This window comes from Winogradskyella sp. SM1960 (assembly GCF_020179375.1).
GTDB classification, from domain to species: Bacteria; Bacteroidota; Bacteroidia; order Flavobacteriales; family Flavobacteriaceae; genus Winogradskyella; species Winogradskyella marina.
The window spans coordinates 91,679-112,488 of the sequence record NZ_JAICBG010000003.1; the positions used below are offsets into that span (position 1 = coordinate 91,679).

Annotated in this window: 15 protein-coding genes; 2 read left to right on the forward strand and 13 right to left on the reverse strand. The window is 34.4% G+C overall.

Annotation, left to right across the window (positions count from 1 at the left end; all coding sequences use genetic code 11):
* Positions 1–7 precede the first annotated feature (7 nt).
* From K1X16_RS09270 to dprA, 3 genes are all read right to left on the reverse strand, one after another.
* Entirely contained in the window at positions 8–3,196 is a 3,189-nt protein-coding gene (locus K1X16_RS09270; RefSeq protein WP_225035882.1) for a T9SS type A sorting domain-containing protein, read from the reverse strand.
* 124 nt (positions 3,197–3,320) lie between these two features.
* Entirely contained in the window at positions 3,321–6,593 is a 3,273-nt protein-coding gene (locus tag K1X16_RS09275; protein WP_225035883.1) for a T9SS sorting signal type C domain-containing protein, read from the reverse strand.
* A 261-nt stretch (positions 6,594–6,854) separates the two neighbouring features.
* Positions 6,855–7,958, reverse strand: a complete 1,104-nt coding sequence (gene dprA, locus K1X16_RS09280; protein ID WP_195870248.1) for a DNA-processing protein DprA — start codon at positions 7,956–7,958, stop codon at positions 6,855–6,857.
* Between the two features lie 403 nt (positions 7,959–8,361).
* On the opposite strand from dprA, the gene K1X16_RS09285 reads away from it, so the two are divergent.
* Together K1X16_RS09285 and K1X16_RS09290 are read left to right on the forward strand one after the other, a co-directional pair.
* Positions 8,362–9,300: an SPOR domain-containing protein gene (locus tag K1X16_RS09285; protein ID WP_195870249.1), complete on the forward strand. Its 939-nt coding sequence runs from the start codon at positions 8,362–8,364 to the stop codon at positions 9,298–9,300.
* A gap of 411 nt (positions 9,301–9,711) precedes the next feature.
* Positions 9,712–10,221, forward strand: a complete 510-nt coding sequence (locus K1X16_RS09290) for an acyl-CoA thioesterase (protein ID WP_195870250.1) — start codon at positions 9,712–9,714, stop codon at positions 10,219–10,221.
* 13 nt (positions 10,222–10,234) lie between these two features.
* Here the strand turns inward: K1X16_RS09290 and K1X16_RS09295 are convergent, their stop codons facing one another.
* From K1X16_RS09295 to atpH, 10 genes are all read right to left on the reverse strand, one after another.
* Entirely contained in the window at positions 10,235–11,458 is a 1,224-nt protein-coding gene (locus K1X16_RS09295) for a murein hydrolase activator EnvC family protein (protein WP_195870251.1), read from the reverse strand.
* Positions 11,458–12,252: a DUF4292 domain-containing protein gene (locus K1X16_RS09300; protein WP_225035884.1), complete on the reverse strand. Its 795-nt coding sequence runs from the start codon at positions 12,250–12,252 to the stop codon at positions 11,458–11,460. The genes K1X16_RS09295 and K1X16_RS09300 overlap by 1 nt, the downstream gene beginning before the upstream one ends.
* 3 nt (positions 12,253–12,255) lie before the next feature.
* Entirely contained in the window at positions 12,256–13,614 is a 1,359-nt protein-coding gene (locus K1X16_RS09305) for a tetratricopeptide repeat protein (protein ID WP_225035885.1), read from the reverse strand.
* A gap of 137 nt (positions 13,615–13,751) precedes the next feature.
* Positions 13,752–14,771 carry a sugar phosphate nucleotidyltransferase gene (locus K1X16_RS09310; protein WP_225035886.1) on the reverse strand — a complete coding sequence of 340 codons (1,020 nt, stop codon included), beginning with the start codon at positions 14,769–14,771 and terminating at the stop codon, positions 13,752–13,754.
* 80 nt (positions 14,772–14,851) lie between these two features.
* Positions 14,852–15,169 (reverse strand): GIY-YIG nuclease family protein, encoded by a 318-nt coding sequence (locus tag K1X16_RS09315; protein ID WP_225035887.1) that lies wholly within the window; start codon positions 15,167–15,169, stop codon positions 14,852–14,854.
* Positions 15,170–15,208: 39 nt separating this feature from the next.
* Positions 15,209–15,643, reverse strand: a complete 435-nt coding sequence (gene dut, locus K1X16_RS09320) for a dUTP diphosphatase (RefSeq protein ID WP_195870255.1) — start codon at positions 15,641–15,643, stop codon at positions 15,209–15,211.
* Positions 15,644–15,736: 93 nt separating this feature from the next.
* Positions 15,737–17,194: an oligosaccharide flippase family protein gene (locus tag K1X16_RS09325; protein WP_225035888.1), complete on the reverse strand. Its 1,458-nt coding sequence runs from the start codon at positions 17,192–17,194 to the stop codon at positions 15,737–15,739.
* Between the two features lie 447 nt (positions 17,195–17,641).
* Positions 17,642–18,502 carry an ATP synthase F1 subunit gamma gene (gene atpG / locus K1X16_RS09330; protein ID WP_195870257.1) on the reverse strand — a complete coding sequence of 287 codons (861 nt, stop codon included), beginning with the start codon at positions 18,500–18,502 and terminating at the stop codon, positions 17,642–17,644.
* Positions 18,503–18,586: 84 nt separating this feature from the next.
* Positions 18,587–20,167: a F0F1 ATP synthase subunit alpha gene (atpA, locus tag K1X16_RS09335; RefSeq protein WP_195870258.1), complete on the reverse strand. Its 1,581-nt coding sequence runs from the start codon at positions 20,165–20,167 to the stop codon at positions 18,587–18,589.
* 55 nt (positions 20,168–20,222) lie between these two features.
* On the reverse strand, positions 20,223–20,759 hold the full coding sequence (gene atpH, locus K1X16_RS09340; RefSeq protein WP_195870259.1) for an ATP synthase F1 subunit delta: 537 nt from the start codon (positions 20,757–20,759) through the stop codon (positions 20,223–20,225).
* Positions 20,760–20,810 lie beyond the last annotated feature (51 nt).

Consider the following 20,810-nt stretch of genomic DNA (forward strand, 5'->3'; position numbering starts at 1 on the left):
CGATATGTTAGTTAACAATCTTTTTCGTTACGGTTATATCACCTTCTAAAGTTATAGACGCTAAATACACACCTCTAGAAAACTGGAAGTTTTCACTAAGTGTATTGCTATAACCGTTAGAACTATAGGATACAACCTGTCTTCCATTAATATCATAAACGTTAACCGCTTCTATTTTTGCGTTAGACTGAACATTTAACATGCCGTCTTTTACAAAAGCAAAAGTACCAAGCATCACATTGTCGTCTATAGATAACGTAGTAACATAACGTAAGTTAAATCTATCGTTAGTTTCACCTTGAACTCCTGTAAAAGCATATGGAGATTGTCTAAGATCGTGCTCTAAATTAAGTAATGTATCTTCGAGATATATACCTTGCGCATCATTAACAAACACACTTCCCTGCAAGTCTCCAATAGCAATTTTGTAAGCCCCTTCTGTTGGTAGCTCAACTCCTAAAGGCACCACATCGGTATCCACGAAAGGAATTGGACGTCCTTGAATTACCATTTTTGCGTTATCTACAATAGAATATACTCGCATACTTTCTTCATCAGAATACGCATCATAAAGTCTATCTTTTCCTAAAGTTGCTCCAGCAACATAACCTACTAAGGTACTTGCAGAAACGTTGGCATCATTAATTAGGCTTAACCACATTAATTGTTTTCCTGCATCTTGTGTACTTGGAACTGAGGTATGACTGGAGCCAATAAATTGTGAATTATCATGAGCTACTTCATTGTCGTCATATCGCATTGAATTTGTAAAGGTAACTTCACCTTCTGATGCATTATCGTCTACTTGTACAAAAAAGCCTTGACCAGAACCAATAAAGCCATCTGTAGTAGCCGGAGGATTAGCTCCTGTAAGGTTGTAGCTCACAAACTGTTGTCCGTAATTATAATTTAAACTTTGATAAGCTGAGCTACTTAAAGGGTTTTGGTTTGCAATAGCCATGTTATTCGCCCAGAATTTTATATGACCTTCTAATCTGGTGTTATCTGCTAATAATTGATTAGCATCAATAGCTGAAGGGTATGGGTTTCCTAAAAGGTTTCTGTGTCTAACTTCAAGGTTAGGCTGATTTCCTGTAGATTTAAAAACATTTACTGAAATATCACCATTATTTGGTGTTCCTACAAAATTTACTGTATAATCAGATGGAGCTTCTACAGCATATCCGATACCTTCTGTCATATTAATAGTTGTTGCAATCCAATCTCCAGCAACACCGTTTGTATTAACAGTATTAACATCCCATTTAAACCCATCTGAAACCATAGGGCTTGCAAGATCTTCCATATCGAAATTAGCCACAGGTGATGACCATAATATAAAATCACTAGCATCTAAATCATTAGCTTCACGTTTTACTCTGATATTACCAGAATTTTCATTGGTACTTACAATTTTTGTTTGAATTAAACTCGCACTATCCTCTAAAGTTAATGAGCCTCCAGATTCTACAGTAACAGCGCCGTAAAGTTTAAGTGTTGATTCAGAAGGAATGATGACATTACTACCAGAAGGTATTAAACAATCACAACCTTCAATATCTCCAGCTTCGTTATAATTTGAAGAAAATACTAATCCTCTATCTTGTGGCTCTACTGTAATTCCTGCATTTTCATAAACCAAAGGTAATTGCCATTCAGAACCATTCCAATATATTGGTGTTCCACCAATCGATAAACTTACAGGTACCACAACAGATCCAAAATCATTGGTTACTCTCAATTTATAGCTACCTAAACTTTCCTCATTAATATTACCAGGAATTGTATATGTATTAGAAGTAGCACCAGGAATTGGCTCATTATACTTAGACCATTGATAAGATAAGGTTTCCTCTGGCGCACCAGTAGCACCACCAGAAACCTCAGCTGTAGCTGAAAATGTAATACTAGAATCACTTGGAAAATCACATACAAATCTCGCTAATGGATATTCTGTAACTACAGGTGTTTTTATATCAAAAGATCCTCTGTTATACGCTAAAAACCCAAGATCTGCTGTACCACCAGCAACCATATTTAGGTTATTAATATCTGTGATATTAGCGTCATTGATTTCAAAATCTTCAAATTTAAATGCTGCCATTCGTAATGGTCTTTCTTCATTATTAGAAAATGCTCTACTTTTAGGTGTTGCATTACCGTAATTAACCCCAGGATTAAATTTATATAAATCTAATCTCCACTTAGTTAATAGCGCATCACCGTCATTATCATTTTGATCTCTAATGGTTAGTTTTATAGGTCTACCAACAACGTTCTTTTCAGCATCTGCATAATAATAAACATCTGTACTACCTGCCTGCGCTATTTGCGTAATTAAAAAATCTGGTATATCATCTTCTAAGGCTCCTAGTTGCCCTCCACTACTGTAAAATTCCACATCGGCAGTAGCGTTAAAATTGGTAACACCTGTACCGATATCTAAACCGTTTACACCATCAGTAATAGCGTCATACACCGTAGTACCTTCTATTTCTGAAGATGTTATAGCGACTCCCTCTCCAACTTCACCATCTATCATATCTGCCATAGCTAAATAATTGCCTGGGTGTGTTATACCATCAACACCATTAGTTGTGTAAGCATAGAATAACTGAGAACTAAAAGTTACTCCATTATCTGTAAGTAACTGATCGTTAACACCTGTAGAATAGGTAACACCATTGTAAGTAAACGCGAGTAAATCATGACTAGTATTTGGTTTTAGACTATTATTATCTGGGTCTGCTTTCCACTGTGAAGATCTCCAAAAGCCATTATAAGTAGTGAATATTTCCGTTATTTTAGTGACGTTACTCGTCTCTCCATTTCTTAATTCCTTTGCTGTAGGACTCACATATTCGACAGTATGCCCTGTAGCAATTCCGCCTAACACAAGTTCCCCAGAAGTATCTGATGATCCTGTATGAGATATTTTAAAACGCATTTCCGTAGCACTTAGTAACGTTATACTACTATTAGCTACACTAATGCCATTAATACTAATTGAGGTACTTTCTGTAAAGCCCGTTCCTAATACTGTAACTTGAGAATTGGTTGTAATTCTTGAAGGAGTAACTTGAGAAACTGTCTCTGATTGTGCCAACACGCTATTTGAAACTGTTAACAATAATGCTAAAACTGTCCATTTGACTATTTCAAGCGGTTTTAAATTTAAAGTAATTTTTTTATTCATAATAGAAGGTTTAAATAAAGGGCATAGTCGCCTATACCCTTTAAAATTTTTAAAGGTTAAAATTTAGTTTAATTAAAAATGAGATAGATTATATTTAAACCTAGGGAAGTCTAAATTAGAGTATTTAGTTTATTAATTTCTTAGTTACTATACTGACATTATCTAATTTGATAGCTACTATATATACGCCTTTAGCAAAATTAAAATCTGTGCTAAAAGTATCTCTATTATCATTTGACATGTGGCTAACAATTTGCTTACCATTTATATCATATACCTCTACAGATTTTATGGTGTTTGAAGACCTAACAAACAACATGGCATCATTAATGTATGCATATGTGTTTGTATTAGATACCTCATCTATAGAAAGTGAAATCGAAGGTGTATATCTTAAAACAAAACGGTCATTAAAGATACCTGCCTCACCTGTAAATGTATAAGGAGCAACTCTTAAATCGTGAACCTCACCAGTATAAGTATCTTCTAGATAAATGTCTTGTTCTTGCGCTTCAAATAGATTCCCTTCTACTTTACCAATAGCAATTTTGTAAATTCCACTTTTTTGTATTTCAAAACCTAAAGGTACTGTATTGGTATCCACAAATGGCAATGGAAGGCCTTGAATGACTAATTTCTCGTCTTCTGAAATTAGAGAGTATAAGTTGAAACCTTCATTATTAGTATAGGCATCGTAAAGTCTATCTTTTCCTTCAGTAGCACCGTCCGCATAGCCAATTAATGTACTAATAGCCTTATCGTTTTCATTAGATAAGCTTAACCACACTAATTGCTTTTCTAGAGCTATAGTTTCTTCCGTACTACTTCTGTAAAATTGTGAATTGTCAAAACCTGATTCATCAACATCGTGACGCATAGCATTTGCAAAGTTAAGTGTAGAGGTCTGACTTTCAGAATTCAAAACCTGAATAAAAAACCCTTGACCAGAAGCAATATAGCCATCAAAATCGGAGGTAGGACTAGAAGGTCCCATTTTATTATAAGTTAAATACTGATCCCCATAATTAACTGGAAAATTTTCATAAAATGGATTAGCATTACCTGTAGATGCTGGTGTATGGTGTTGCCACAGGTATACGCTACCCTCTATATTTGTATTGGCTTGTAAAAATTGATCAGCATCAAGTGCAGATGGGTATGGATTACCTACTAAATTCCAATGAGCATCTTCAGAATTCATACCACTTGTACTACTAGTCTTATAAACATTCATAGTGATATCTCCATTGTTCGGTACTCCATTAAAAGAAGCCGTATAGTCAATTGCCGAAGGTACTCTCGCAATATAACCTCTGCCCACAGACATAGCACCACTTGCTGAAGCCCAATCACCTATTGTTCCTCGAGCATTTGTCTCATTTGTATGCCACTCGTAAGTAACATTTCCTGGTATTGAAGAAAATGGAGCATTTTCAATAGGAGACGACCAATAGATATAGTCATTACCATTTAATGTGCTACCATCTACGGTTCTTTTCATAATAATGTCACCACTATTGGCTACATCATTAATTTGTATTAAGCTCGCGTCATCTTCTAAGGTCAAGGTACCGGCTGCAACATAGGGTGTAGTATAACCCTCTTCATCGGTAAATGCAGGTATCTCACCCTCTACGGTTAACGAATTAACAAGTGTCATTTTAGATCCTCCAGGAATAACAACATCCTTACCCGCAGATACTGTACAATCACAACCTAATAAATCACCAGACTCGTAGTAGTCATTTGAAAAAATTAAACTTTTATCTTCATCATTTATGCTAATTCCATCATAGACAGGAGCCAAAACCCAATCCGAACCATCCCAATACGTAGGCGTGCCTCCTTTAGAAATTGTAAACGGTATATCTATAGCCCCATAATCATTTTCAACTCTTACCTTATAAATTTTATTTTCTACATCAGTTTCATTTAAACCAGTTGCAAAAGTGTATGAGTCTAAAGTTTCGCTCTTTGCCGTTAATGAAGAAAAATTCTCAAACCATTGGTAGGTAATGGTTTCAAGTGTATCTACAGGAGTAGAGTAACCGTCTTCTACACCGCCTAAAGCTTCAAAAGTAATGTCTTCTGTCGTAGGGAATCTACAAAAATATCTTGATACAGGAGCTTCTGTAATTACCGGTGACTTAATCTCAAAGGCAGCTTTATTATAGGCCATAAATGCCATATCGGAAGAACCACCTGCAGCCATATTAATATTGTTAACGTCCTCAATATTGCTCGCATCAATACCAAAATCTTGAAGCTTCAAAGCTAACATTGTAAAAGGTCTATGTTCTTGCGTACCAAAGGATGACTGCGTAGGGTATGCATTTTCATAGGTTACAGAAGACGACTGATCCATTAAATATAAATCCAATCTCCATTCAAATAATCGTGTTGCAGAACTATGGTCAATCTGAAGTATTATTGGGTTACCTATCACATTACCGTAGACATCAGCATAATAATAAACATCTTTGTTCCTACTACCTCCAGGTTGAGCCATTTGCGTAATTAGCAAATCAGGAGTCGTATCTATAGCTCCTACATTACCGTTACCACTATAAAATTTAATTTCGGCATCTTTATTAAAATTGGTAATTCCCGTGCCTAAATCTAATCCATTTACACCATCAATGATAACATCATATACCGTAGCTAAAACACTACTATTTAAAACACGACCATTGATAACACCATCAACTTTGTCCGCCATAGCTAAAAAATTAGAGTTATGTGGTTTTCCGGTAATCCCCCTAGAGGAATAGGCTTTAAATTCTTGACTTACATATTGAGATGGATCTGCTATATTTACCCCTAAATCTGTTAACTCATCTTCAAGTAAATCGTCATCTACCCCAGTGGAATAAATTACTCCATTATTCATTTTAAAACCAAGTAAATCATGTCTGTCATTAGGCCATGTTGCTTTCCCTGCTTCCGAGGTAGATGAATTAAAGTCTCCAGAACTCCAAAATCCATTCCATGTTGTATATACTTCTGTAATCCTAAAATCACTTCCAGTCGTCAACTTTTTATTTATGGGAGCAATATATCTTAATTGATCATCAACACTAGAATCTATTGTAGCACCTGAGAGTGTAAAAGTTCTTACAACATCATGAGTTGCAGCAGTTGTCATTTTCACCGTCATCTCCGTAGAACTTACATAAGTTAAATCAGTTTGACTGCTGTAATTTGTATCAATATTACCTTCAAGGCCAGGATAAAATCCTGTACCAATAATGGTGATCGTACTTCCTGTTGTAAACCGTGTTGGAAACACATCAGTGACAGTTTGTGAAAAAGACAAGACACTAAACAAAAGCATAAATGCAGTTAATAGTCTTTTAGACATTAAAAAAGAAAAAACAGTGTGTATAATTGTTTTCATAGGTTTTGTATTTTAGTTATGCATCTTAAATGTTATGAATTGTTATTACTTTTTAAGACTGGGTCTTTACAGAAATAACACTTCTATGTAAATTTGGGTTAGGCCACGCAAACATATATTGCTTTATGTGATAACTAAAATAAACTAGTTAATGTGTAAGCTAAATTCTTTGAAATGCATTACATCACAGTGTAACTCACACAAAAACTGTATTTTAAATCTTACAAGAAGAAGGTGTTGGGCAAGATCTACTAATTGTTTCTAGATTATTTCAAACAATTTTCCTGGTAAAGGCCTAATGACACCTTTTAATTCCATGTTTAGTAAAATACCTGCCAATTTATACGTTGGCATTTCACAACGTAAGGCTATGACATCTAACAACTCTTTGTTATTGTCTTTAAGGAAGTTATAGATTATTTTTTCATCGGGATCTAATTCTACAAATAGCTGTTGTTGAATGGCTGGTTTTTTATCCGATTCCAAATCCCAATTTAACATATATGGTACATCTAATGGATTTGATAGTAAATGGGCTTTCTGAAATTTTATTAAATTATTACACCCCACACTTTGGCTATCCGTTGTTCGTCCTGGTACAGCAAACACTTCCCTATTGTATGAATTAGCAATATCTGCAGTGACTAAACTTCCACCTTTTTCCGCAGATTCTATAACAATGGTCGCTTCGCTTAATCCAGCGATAATACGGTTACGTTTTAAAAAATTATTTCTATCAAAGGCATCTGTACTCCAAAAATCGGTGTAAAATCCACCATGGTTTTCTATATCTGCCACATACTTCTTGTGTACTTTAGGATATATCTGATTAAGACCATGAGCCAAGCAACCTATAGTTTGTAAATTGTGCTTTACGGCAGCTTTTTGCGCTGTAATATCTGTTCCGTAGGCAAAACCAGACACTATAATTGGGTTAAATGGAGACAAAGCTTCTACTAGCTTTTCACAAAACGAAATACCGCTAGTTGTGATTTTGCGAGCACCTACAATACTGATGATACGTTGCTGTTTTATATTAATATTTCCCGACTGGAATAAGACTATCGGTCCATCAATACAATGTTTTAAGCGTTCTGGATAGGTGTCTTCGGTGAAATAATGTGTAATGATGTTGTTATCTTTTATGAACTTTAATTCTTGTTCGGCGTCTTCGAGATGAATTTTATCAAACAAACCTTGAATGGTAATGCTTCCGATACCATCAATTTTTAAAATATTCGATTTTTTTTCATTTAAAACCGCTTCTGCAGATCCGCAATGATTAATCAACTTTTTAGCCGTTGTTGCTCCAATTTTTGGAACATGTTGTAACGCTAATGCATATATAAGTTGTTGATCTGTCATTGAAAACGAAGTAGTTAAAGATAATATTCCTACATACACGAATATAATTATTTAATTCTGAACAGATTATAGTTTCATTAAAGAAGTCCATAAATAATATGATTACTGCATCGCAAAAATAATTGTCTTGAAAAGCCATTACTCGTTATTATATTAAAACTAAAAAAGGTTCTCGATACATCCCGACCAAAATGTCGAAAGACTCGAACTGACGAACTGATCCCTATGCCTGAGATTTAAATACAAATCACTTTACTTTTGAGCTGTAAACACCAAATTACATAAATATTTTAGACACAAATTCATAGTAAATCAAACACATAGAAAAAAATCTATTTTGATGTTAATAAATAAACGAAACTTCACTTCGTTCAGAAATAAAAATTTTTAACTTTGTCTTTATATGCAGTTAGAGACTTACATTAGCGACCTTTTATACCGATACGATTGTGTTACTGTTCCAGAATTTGGAGCATTTTTGACACAACGTGTTTCGGCGAAAATTCATGAAACCACACATACGTTTTACCCTCCAAAAAAAGCCTTGTCTTTTAACGAGCAATTACAACAAAACGATGGTTTATTGGCTAACTATATTGCTGAGGTTGAAAAAATACCATACGCAACAGCGCTAAATAAAATCTCTAGGCAAGTAAGATCTATTAAGTCGTTTTTAGTTGAAGGTGAAACTATTCAACTAAAAAATATTGGTGAAATGGTTTTAAACACCGATGGAAAGATTCAATTTGATCCATCTAGTCATATTAATTATTTGACGGATGCCTTTGGACTATCGCACTTTTCTTCTTCAGACATTTCTCGCGAAGTTTACAAGGAAACCGTAGAAGTCATTGAAGAAACTGCACCAATTGTATTAACACCAGAAAAACGTTCTAACCGTAACTGGTTAAAATATGCAGCTGCAGCTGTTGTTTTATTAGGTATAGGCACTTTTGGTGGTACAACGTATTACAACAACACCATTGAAGATCACAATCAATTAGCACAAGAGCAAGCCAATGAGCAACTCGATGCTAAAGTGCAAGAAGCCACTTTTGTGATTAGTAACCCATTACCTGCGGCAACATTATCTGTTAAAAAACAAACTGGAAATTACCACATTGTTGCTGGTGCTTTTAGAGTGGAAGCTAATTCTAAAAAGAAAGTCAACCAACTAAGAGAACAAGGATTTAAAGCACGACAAATTGGTGCCAACCGCTATGGACTGCATGAAGTGGTTTATGCTAGTTTTGAAACCAGAGCTGAAGCACAAAATGAACTTTTTAAAATTCGTAGTGAGCACAACCGTGATGCTTGGTTGTTGATTAAGAAACTTGACTAGGTTCCTTTCTGACACGAATTACATTAATTGACACAAATTTTTACGGCTATACGACTTTGCGTGGAATAGAATTACACAAAGATCCATAGAGGTTACACAGAGGTTCGCGGAGTTTACACGGAGATTCACAGAGATAAAAGTGTTAATAATTTGCGGCTTAGCGACGTTGCGTGGAATAGTTCTACACAGAGATCGATAGAGTTTACTCCGAGATTCACTGCGAGAAATTTGACCAAGCTTACTTAGAAACTTTAATAGATTGATCTAATCTTTTTATTCGCCGAACTTTTTTCACTTTTCACTTTTCACTTTTCACTTTTTACTTTTTACTTTTTACTTTTTACTTTTTACGCACAATAATACTCCTTCATCCTAAAATCGCTTTATCTTTGCACAAATTTTAAATTTCCTATGCCATCTAGAACCGCATTTCAGTCTAAAACCATTGTTACCGATTTGGTATTACCAAGCGAAACTAACCCTATCAATAACTTATTTGGTGGTGAACTATTAGCTCGTATGGACCGAGCAGCTAGTATTTCTGCCAGAAGACACTCTAGACGTATAGTTGTAACTGCCTCTGTAAATCATGTGGCCTTTAATAGAGCTGTGCCTTTAGGTAGCGTTGTAATGATTGAGGCTAAAGTATCGAGAGCATTTTCATCTTCTATGGAAGTATATATGGATGTTTGGATTGAAGATAGAGAGTCTGGCGAATGTATTAAAGCCAACGAAGCCATCTACACCTTTGTTGCTGTAGACGAAACAGGACGACCTGTTAGAGTACCAGAATTGGTGCCTGAAACAGAATTAGAAAAACAACGTTTTGACGCTGCTTTGCGTAGAAAACAATTAAGTTTAGTCTTAGCAGGAAAGATGAAGCCTGAAGATGCAACAGAACTTAAAGCACTTTTCGAGTAGTATTCTAACTGTTCTATTGTCTTGCCAACCAAGATTCAGGATTCAACTTTAGATTACTTTTGTAAATTCTAAAATCAAGAAGAGTTTCACCCGTTATTTTGTTAGTAAACACTTCACCTATAACTTGACCTGTGGTAATTTTATCTCCTTTTTTTACGTAAAGTTTTGAGAGATTATGGTAAATGGTTAAATAGTCTCCATGCCTGATTAATATCGTAGGATTTCCTCGTTTCATCACATGAATTGAAGACACCACACCATTAAAAACGGCTTTAACTTCTGCATTGGTCTCAGTCGCTATTTTTACACCAGAATGGTTAACTTCTACCGAACTATCCGTTAACGAACGTGTTTTACCAAATTTTCCTTTAATAACACCTCTAGACACTGGCCATCCTAATTTACCTTTGTTGGCAGCAAAACTTGAGGCTAATTTTTTAGCTTCAGGTGTTAACACAAATTTTCCGGTAGACGATTTATTACCTGCTTCTTTATTTGATGCAGCAATAGCTTCGGCAATTAAACGGTCTATTTCTTTATCTAATCGGTCTGCTTCTTGCTTTTTTGTTTTTATCTGTAAAGCAAATTTGCTCATATCAGACTTTATTGAAGCCATTAAAGCTTCACGTTCTTTTAATTCTCCTTCCAATTCGCGTTTAGCAACTCGGTTTTCTTCAATAAGCTTTTGCTTATCTTCTTTTTGTTTAGACAACTGAATATTTAACTCTTGTAATTCTTTTGTTTTAACCTTTATGGCTTCCCCTTGCTCTTTCTGATAATCTCTATATTGCCTTATATATTGCAATCGTTTATAGGCTTGCTGAAAGTTGCGCGAGGACAGTAAAAACATCACTTTACTTTGTTCAGATTTGCTTTTATAAGATTTTACAACCATTGCCGAGTAGTCGTCCTTTAATTCTTGTAGTTGCGTTCTTAAGCTAGTGATTTCTTCTTGATTAGCATTAATTTCGCGCGTTAATAAGTTGGCTTGTTCGTTAGTAATTCTAATTAAATTTTTTCTAACGTTTACCTTATAATTAATGTCTTCAATAAGCGTAATTGCAGATTTTTCCTCTTTCTTTTTGGTGAATAGTAATGCATTGATTTGCTTAATCTCTCGTAACTTTTGTTGACGTTGTGCTTCTAACTCTTTTTGTCTGTCGCTTTGAGCGTACAGTGAAAAGCAGGACAATAAAAGTCCAAATACTAGAGTAATATAAAACCGATTGTTAGTCATTATTTGATTTCAATTTCTTTATAACCTGAAGGAATATTAAACGGAAAACGCACTTCATCGTCCAAAGATACCGATTTAAACTCCATGGTAATAGCAACTTCGTCAGTATCTTCTACGGCTATAATTCTTATGTTTTCTGGCACAATTTGCTTATCAACCTTTTGATACGACGAATAATCAACTTGAAGCATTCGCTTTTTTAACATTTGTTGCATTTGTAAGCTGTCCATCTTAAAATGCGAAGGGTTAATTAAATAAAATAACTCTATTAATGCATTTTGATCTTTTGGGTTAATTGCATAAGAATTATTATTTACTGAAACCTGATAAGGTTCGTCATCAAGGTCGTAGATAGCCTGACCTAAAAGGATATTTTGTACTTTCATAAAATCGAGATCAATACCTACAACATCACTGAGCAGTTTATAGTCTCCATCAAAATATTCGTTGTCTAATTTATTATAAAACTTCACTTTGTCTGGTGTAATCATCATGCGTGCCATGCCTAATATAGATTCACTTAACCATATCACTTTATCCTTTTCCATTCGCAAAGTAAAGCCAGCTCCTTGTGAATTGTTATTCTGAGAAATATCGATTTTTACTCTAGCTTTTAAAGTTTTAAAGTTAACCTCATTCTTTTGGTGTTGTTTAATCACTTGTTTTGCTGAAAGTTTATCACTAGCTTCTCCAGAGGCTATAACACGTTTTGCCGAATTACAACTAAATGCAACGGTTATTAAAAAGACACTTAGTGTCCATTTTATATGTCTATGTACTTGAGGTAACTTCATTAATTATTGAGCTTTTAGGGCTTTTGCCTTTTTAGCAAACGTTTCAGATTTACTAATATTATTTAAGGCTTTGTGTGCGATGCTTAATTCGGAATAAAAGTCAGCCTCCATACTTGGGTTATCAATTAAAAAATCTAATCCCATTTCTAAATTGTCAATCGCCTTTTTAGGTGCGCCCAAATTATTATTTGCCACAGCATTTACTAAATATAAAATAGGTTGCGCTGGATAAAGTTCTAAAGCCTGCTCACTATCTGTTATAACCGCATTATAATCCTTTAAATCTAACTGAAGTAATAAGACGTCTTTAATTAATTTAAAGTCGTTAGGGCTTTGCTTTAAGGCTTCTTTAAAATTTGAAAGTGCTTTTGCTTTATCTCCTGCTTTTAAATAGTATTGTCCTAAGTCGCTATGTGTCTGTGCGTCTTTGTTGCCATCAATAAGCGATGTAATATCAATTAAATCGGTTTCATACTCAGGGTTTGTAGCCACAAAAGCGACAAAATCCTTAAGAACTTTAGCTTTAGCATCTGCATTTATTTCTGGGCTTGTTAAAACCGTTTTTACAGAACTAATAGCGTCTTCTACCTTGTTATCTTGAAGATAAAATTTATACAAAGCCAAGTGCACAAATTTAGAATCTGGCTTTAGTTTTAATAAATTTTGTGCGGCTTTAAAAGCATTCTTTTTATCGCCTGTTTGACTGTATCTGTAAATGAGTTTTAAATGATTGTCTTCGTTATTAGGATTGTTAGCAATACGCTGTTCAAGGTTTTCAATACGATCATCTGCATTTCCCGTAATGCTATAAATATCGTTACGCATGGCATCTCTAGACTCGCTTAAACCGAACTCTTCATCTAATTCGTCTAATATATTTAAGGCTAGCTTATATTTCTCTTCTCTAACATAAAGTGCCGCTAAATCTTCTTTATAATCTGGATGGTATTTTACCAACTGCTTTATGGTTTTTAACGCATTTCTAATATCATCTTGCTGAAAATACACATCGTAGAGCTCATCTAGAAACCAAACATTATCGGGTTGCATATCGATGGCTTTTTTTAAGTTTTCTTCTGCAGCACCAAAGTTTTTGAGTTTGTTGTAGTTTTTTCCTAACTCGAAATAAATTACTGGCTTACTACTGTCTAAATTCAAACATTTATGAAGTGCATCAACAGCTCTACCGTAATTCTCAATGCCTTTTTGCTTTAAGGCTTCAAAAAAGTGTTCTTGAAATTCGTCTTCTACATTGCCTAAGTCGTCATCTGGTCTTTTATTGAAATCGACTTGGGCATGCGCCATCTGCGGAATGAAGACTATTCCGAGCAGAAGCATTATTATGTAGCATTGTTTTTTCATCTGTTGTTCACTTTGATACCGAGCCTCTCATTTTAATAGAGGCTTAGACAAGCTCAGCATAACCTAATCACTGACAAAAGTTATTCCAAAAACTAAATTTAACTAAAAATAAAGCCGTTTCAGCTTTTGCAAAGATTTTATTCTATAACAGTATAATCACCAATACTAATCTTAGTAAACTCGCCATTGTACTTTACATGATTTCCAATCATAGCCTCGTCTAAATTAGCGTTTTTAATAGTAGTTTGGTTTTGTATTAAGCTATTTTTAACGGTTGAATTTTGAATCACACAATCCTTACCAATTGAAACATTTGGTCCAACTGTTGTGTTTTTTAAAACTGTCCCTTTTCCTATGTAACATGGTTCTATTACTGTTGAATTTTCTAAAACAACAGAATCATCAACTAATTGCTCTTCGTTATCTGATGTTAAAAAACCTAACATTTTTGCGTTAGTGTCTAGTGTCACGGCTTTATTTCCACAATCCATCCACTCGTCAACGGTTCCTGTTTTAAAAATGCGTCCATCTGCCATCATGCGTTTTATACCATCGTTTATTTGGTACTCGCCACCATTCATAATGTTTTCGTCTAAAATCTCTTGCAATTTCTCTTTTAAAACAGCTACATCTTTAAAGTAATAAATACCAATAACGGCTTGGTTACTTACAAAGGTTTCTGGTTTCTCTACAAGTTCAACAATATTTTGGTCATCATTTAATTTTACAACACCATAGGCTTCAGGATTCTCTACAGATTTGGTCCAAATAACACTATCTGCTGTTGGATCTAAATCAAACTCAGCTCTAATTAAAGTATCTGCATAAGCAATTACAGCAGGACCAGACAATGATGGTTTTGCACTCATAATAGCATGACCAGTTCCTAGAGGTTGATCTTGTCTATAAATAGATGCTTTTGCACCTAAACCTTCTGCTAATTCAGTTAAACTAGCTACTACATCGTCTCCAAACCAAGCAGGATCGCCTAATACAAAGGCAATTTCTTCAATGGGTTGTTTTAAAACTTTAGCAATATCCTTTACTAAACGATGTACTATCGGTTGACCTGCAACAGGAATTAAAGGTTTTGGTACGGTTAAACTGTGTGGTCTTAGGCGAGATCCTCTGCCTGCCATTGGTACTATTATTTTCATCTCTATGCCTGCGAAAGCAGGTATCTTTTAGGTTAAACTTAATTCCTTTGAATCCCGATAATTATCGTGAAGGAATCTCTTTATTTTGTTCTTAATTTATTATAATTTAAATTCCAGTTGGTGCTTAAATCTGACCAACTAGGATTCATTTCTACTATTAATTCAATTTTCCAATCTCTTTTCCATTTTTTGAATTGGTTTTCTCGCTTCTCAGCTTTACTTCCATCTTCAAACTCTTCAAAATACACCAACAAATCACAATTATATTTTGCTGTAAATGATTTAGGATACACTTTTAATTGATGTTCTTTTACTCTTTCTTCTATATTATCCGTCACTCCGATATAAATTACTCCATATGGCTTGTTTGCCATTATATAGACATACCAAAGTTTCATTCTTATTTATTCAGAGATTCCTGCCTTCGCAGGAATTAGTTATTTAGTTCCTGTACTTCCAAAACCACCTTCACCGCGATCAGTATCAGATAAAACGTCAACCTGCTCCCATTCTGCACGTTCGTGTTTGGCAATAACTAATTGTGCGATACGCTCTCCATTCTGAATCTCGAAATCCTCATTAGACAAGTTGACTAATATCACACCGATTTCACCTCTATAATCCGCATCAATAGTGCCAGGTGCATTTAAAACTGTGATTCCTTTTTTTGCCGCTAAACCACTTCTTGGCCTTACTTGTGCTTCAGTTCCTATTGGTAATTCTATATATAGACCTGTACCAACAATACTGCGTTCTAATGGCTTTAAAATTCTAGGCTCCGATAAGTTTGCTCGTAAATCCATACCTGCAGATGCGATGGTTTCGTAATGCGGTAAATTGTGAATTGATTTGTTTATTATTTTAATTTTCATAAGTCATTTTTGTCTGTTCGAACGCAGTCGAAAACTATGTAAAACTCTAACCTCAATAACACCCTCTCGTCTGCGCTCGAGAGGACAGAATAATTAACGTTTTAACACTTGTTTTAATTCCTTCTTTTCAAGTGAAATAACCAGTCCCAAAAATACAATTAACATTGCAATTCCTATAATATAATTCTCGCGATAGTTATAGAAAAACACAAATGAAAACACTATAGATACAGAAAGGTATGCGCCTATTTTTTTCAAGTTATAAGGAATTGGATAGTGTTTTTTTCCGAAGTAAAACGATAGCAGCATCATAATTAAATACGCTGAAAGTGTTGCTATGGCCGAACCTTTAAAACCTATAATTGGAATTAAGACTACATTTAATACTAAAGTTGTAATAGCACCAAGTATTGAAATATAAGCGCCGTACTTAGTACGATCTGTTATTTTATACCACACGGAAAGGTTGTGATAAATACCTAAACAAAAATTGGCTAAAAGTATAAATGGAACAATCCACATGGCTTCGTAATAGGCTTCACTTCGAATTATAAAAGGTTTTAAAACATCTGCAAAAACAACAACGCTTAAAAAGATTACAGAACCAAGGGCTACAAAATATTCTAAAATTTTAGCATAATTTTTTTGTGGATTATCTGTTTTAGAATGGCTAAAAAAGTACGGTTCTATTCCTAAACGAAAGGCGGTTGCAAACAAGGTCATGAATAAAGCCAGCTTGTAACATGCAGAGTACATACCAATTTGTTGATCAGCAATATCATCTGGTAATAAGTACTCTAATAAAATACGATCAAAGGTTTCATTAACTGAGTAGGCAATGCCAGCAATAAGCACTGGTATGGCGTAACGCATCATATTTTTCCAAAGAACGGTATCGAACGTAAACTTAAGTTTTGTATAAAATGGAAGTAATAATAGTAATGTTAGTCCACTTGCAATGACGTTGGAAATAAAGATGTAACTTATTTCAAAATCCGGCTTATAAATACGATCGAAAACAGAATTACTTTCTGCTAAATCTTTTAAGTATAGTAATAGGAAAACATTGAGCCCAAGATTTACGGCAACATTTAATATTTTAATAATAGCATAACGCATTGGTTTTGCTGTAGCGCGCAACCAAGCAAATGGAATAATAACCAAAGCGTCTAATAGCAAAATAATAAAGACTAAATTGAGGTACTTAAGCTCAATATTTATTAGACTAGAAATTTGATGTCTCAACAAAAAGGTAATTCCGATCAACCCAAAAGAACTGATTATTAATGACACTGCAGAAGTGCTAGTTACTTTTTCTTGATGATCTTCTTTATTGAAAAACCTAAAAAAAGCCGTTTCCATGCCGTATGCCAAAACAACATTAAATAACACAAAATAAGCAAAGATGAATGATACACGTCCATATTCTTCTACTGAGAGTACAGCTGGATCCGTGTAAAGTGGGACTAAAATAAAACTTAACATTCTAGGCAGTACAGTCGCTAAGCCATAAATAAATGTCTGTTTAAAAAGTGATTTGAATCCGCTCAATGTATTTATCTTATTGAATTCAAAAGTATTGAAATAATTTGAGACCTTATGACTTTCAAAACATCAATAATTAAAACATTAGTTGACACAAACACTAGAAATAAAAACAAAAACAGGCTTTCTTTCACGACCAACTTTAATTACAGCAACGCATTCTATAAATTGAATAGGTGTTACCTTAAAAGGTGTGGATTAATCGCGTTGTGTTGTTATTGCTTTTGGACTAGAATAGTAAAAAGTGACGGATAAAGCGCGTGGCAAAACAATGACGAAAGTTGGCTTTCTTAGGCCTTTCCTATTGTTATTGGTTAAGATGTAACAAACGACAACTATAGGTTTTATAACATTTTAATTTAAGTCATAAAAAAAACCTAACTCGTTAAAGTTAGGTTTTATAATATTATTTATGAGACACTAAGACTAAATTCAATGTATCATAAGTTAAATTTAATTATTTAAAGCTTCAGCACCACCAACAATCTCTAAGATCTCATTAGTAATAGCCGCTTGACGTGCTTTGTTATAAGTTAACTTAAGTTGATCTCTTAATTCTGTTGCGTTATCTGTTGCTTTATGCATCGCTGTCATACGTGCACCATGTTCTGACGCAAAAGAATCTCTAATCCCTTTATATAATTGTGTTTTTAACGACTTAGGGATTAATTCTTCTACAATTTCTATTTTAGAAGGTTCAAAAATATAATCTAAAGTAACGTTTTCATCAGTTTCTACAGGTACAATTGGTAAAAACTGTTCCGTCATTACTATTTGAGTTGCTGCATTCTTAAAGTGATTATAAACGATTTCAATTTTATCGAACTCACCTGTTTCAAATTTTTCCATTAGCATTTCTGCTATCTCAGAAACATTATCGAACGTTAAGTCGTCGTAAATTTCACTTTTGTTTGCTATAACTCTATCTTGTTTTGCAAACGCATCATTGGCTTTTTTACCAATAGCTAAAATCGAAACATTTTTAGTGGCGTAAACATTATTAATCAAATTACTCGTTTGTTTAATAATATTAGAATTAAAAGCACCACATAAGCCTCTATTAGATGTGACAGCCACGATAAGTACATTTTCAACTTCGCGTTGCTCTGCATACTTACTTCCAGTGTTTTCGTCTAAAGTTGCACTTAAGCTCTGAAGCAATTCCGATAACTTATTAGAATAAGGGCGCATTGCAGTAATAGCATCTTGAGCTTTCTTTAACTTAGCAGCAGATACCATTTTCATGGCACTAGTAATCTGCATCGTTGAAGATACCGATGATATTCTGTTTCTAATTTCCTTTAAATTCGCCATAATCTGTTTTTCTCATTACGCATTAAATGCGTCTTCAATTATATTAACTCAAACATGAGATTCCTACTTTCGCAGGAATGACAACTATGCTCTATACTTCGCTGAAAGTTCCTTAGACACATTCGTTAACACATCAATAACCTCATCAGTTAATTTTCCTGCCTTAAGCGTGTCTAAAGTATCTCTATGCTTTGCATTTAAGAACTCTAAATAATCGCGTTCAAATTCTTTTACTTTCTCTACAGGCACATCTTTTAATAAGTTCTTAGAACCTGCATAAATGATAGCCACCTGATCTTCTACTTTAAAAGGATCATTTTGCGCTTGTTTTAGGATTTCAACATTACGCTTACCTTTATTAATTACGTTTAAAGTAACGGCATCTAAATCAGAACCAAACTTAGCAAACGCTTCTAATTCACGATACTGTGCTTGATCTAATTTTAACGTACCAGATACTTTTTTCATAGACTTAATCTGTGCGTTACCACCAACACGAGATACAGAAATACCTACGTTAATTGCTGGACGAACACCAGAGTTAAATAAATCACCATCTAAGAAAATCTGACCATCTGTAATAGAAATTACGTTGGTAGGAATATATGCTGAAACGTCACCCGCTTGTGTTTCAATAATTGGTAAAGCTGTTAATGAACCACCACCTTTTACCATTGGCTTTAACACCTCTGGAAGGTCATTCATTTCTTTAGCAATCTCATCGTTATTAATAATCTTAGCAGAACGCTCTAATAATCTTGAGTGTAAGTAAAATACATCACCAGGATATGCCTCACGTCCTGGTGGACGTCTTAATAATAAAGATACCTCACGGTAAGCAACGGCTTGTTTTGATAAATCATCAAATACAATTAACGCTGGACGACCAGTATCTCTAAAGTACTCTCCAATAGAAGCTCCTGTCATAGGTGCCCAAACTTGCATTGCTGCAGGATCTGAAGCGTTAGCCGCAACTATTGTGGTGTAAGCTAAAGCTCCTTTTTCTTCTAAAGTTTTAGCAATTAAAGCTACTGTAGAAGCCTTTTGACCTACAGCAACATATATACAATATACAGGTTCACCTGCATCGTAAAATTCTTTTTGATTTAAAATCGCATCAATACAAACTGCTGTTTTACCAGTTTGACGGTCACCAATAACCAACTCACGTTGTCCTCTACCCACTGGAATCATAGCATCAATTGCCTTAATACCTGTTTGTAATGGTTCTGTTACTGGTTCTCTATAGATAACACCAGGTGCTTTACGCTCTAATGGCATTTCATAAGTATCTCCAGTTATTGGACCTTTACCGTCAATAGGATTACCTAAAGTATCTACAACACGTCCAACAATACCTTCACCTACTTTAACAGAGGCGATACGTCCTGTACGTTTTACTGTAGAGCCTTCTTTAATTCCAATTGAAGTTCCTAAAAGTACAATACCTACATTATCTTCCTCAAGGTTAAGAACGATACCTTCTGCACCACCTTCAAATTCGACTAATTCACCATATTGTGTATTAGCTAATCCATATGCACGTACAATACCATCACCTACGGTTAATACTGTTCCTACTTCATCTAATGAAGCACCTGCTTCAAAACCTGAAAGTTGTTGTTTTAAGATTGCTGATATTTCAGCTGGTTTTACTTCTGCCATCTTTGTTTAGATATTAGACGTTAGATGTGGACGATAAACGTCTACGCTAACGCTTTTAATTTAATGTAAATTCTCTTTTTAATTTATCGAGTTTGTTTGCAATACTAGCGTTATACTGAATATCTCCAACTCGTAATATGAAACCACCTAAAATGTTTTCATCTATAATATTTTCTACTTCAGCGTCTTTTCCTGTAAGTTCTTTAACTTTAGCTAATACTTTCGTTTTTAACTCCTCTGTTAATGGAACTGCTGTTGTAACTGTTGCTACTTGGCTACCTCTTAGTTCATCGTATAACTGAATATAACTTATGGCAACATCATTTAATAACGCCAATCTTTTATTAGCAATTAAAGTATCTATTAAATTAGTGGTTGCATCATTAGCATTTTTGAAAACTGCTAATAATACCTCCTTTTTATCTGTAGATCTTACAACAGGACTTTGAAGCATTTGATTTAATTCTCCGCTCTCAGCAATAGTGTTTTTGATTAATTTCATATCACTATTTACCGCTTCTGCAGATTTTTGATCTGTTGCTATGCTTAAAACCGCTTTAGCATATCTTATGGCTGCTCTTGATCCTGACATATTTATGCCCACGATGTGGGTGACTTTTAATTATACTTCAATGATTATCGA

Bases quoted from the DNA above. Each gene is read 5' to 3' on its own strand.
- K1X16_RS09270 (WP_225035882.1), bottom strand. From the start codon at position 3,196: ATGAATAAAAAAATTACTTTAAATTTAAAACCGCTTGAAATAGTCAAA.
- K1X16_RS09275 (WP_225035883.1), bottom strand. From the start codon at position 6,593: ATGAAAACAATTATACACACTGTTTTTTCTTTTTTAATGTCTAAAAGA.
- dprA (WP_195870248.1), bottom strand. From the start codon at position 7,958: ATGACAGATCAACAACTTATATATGCATTAGCGTTACAACATGTTCCA.
- K1X16_RS09285 (WP_195870249.1), top strand. From the start codon at position 8,362: ATGCAGTTAGAGACTTACATTAGCGACCTTTTATACCGATACGATTGT.
- K1X16_RS09290 (WP_195870250.1), top strand. From the start codon at position 9,712: ATGCCATCTAGAACCGCATTTCAGTCTAAAACCATTGTTACCGATTTG.
- K1X16_RS09295 (WP_195870251.1), bottom strand. From the start codon at position 11,458: ATGACTAACAATCGGTTTTATATTACTCTAGTATTTGGACTTTTATTG.
- K1X16_RS09300 (WP_225035884.1), bottom strand. From the start codon at position 12,252: ATGAAGTTACCTCAAGTACATAGACATATAAAATGGACACTAAGTGTC.
- K1X16_RS09305 (WP_225035885.1), bottom strand. From the start codon at position 13,614: ATGAAAAAACAATGCTACATAATAATGCTTCTGCTCGGAATAGTCTTC.
- K1X16_RS09310 (WP_225035886.1), bottom strand. From the start codon at position 14,771: ATGAAAATAATAGTACCAATGGCAGGCAGAGGATCTCGCCTAAGACCA.
- K1X16_RS09315 (WP_225035887.1), bottom strand. From the start codon at position 15,169: ATGAAACTTTGGTATGTCTATATAATGGCAAACAAGCCATATGGAGTA.
- dut (WP_195870255.1), bottom strand. From the start codon at position 15,643: ATGAAAATTAAAATAATAAACAAATCAATTCACAATTTACCGCATTAC.
- atpG (WP_195870257.1), bottom strand. From the start codon at position 18,502: ATGGCGAATTTAAAGGAAATTAGAAACAGAATATCATCGGTATCTTCA.
- atpA (WP_195870258.1), bottom strand. From the start codon at position 20,167: ATGGCAGAAGTAAAACCAGCTGAAATATCAGCAATCTTAAAACAACAA.
- atpH (WP_195870259.1), bottom strand. From the start codon at position 20,759: ATGTCAGGATCAAGAGCAGCCATAAGATATGCTAAAGCGGTTTTAAGC.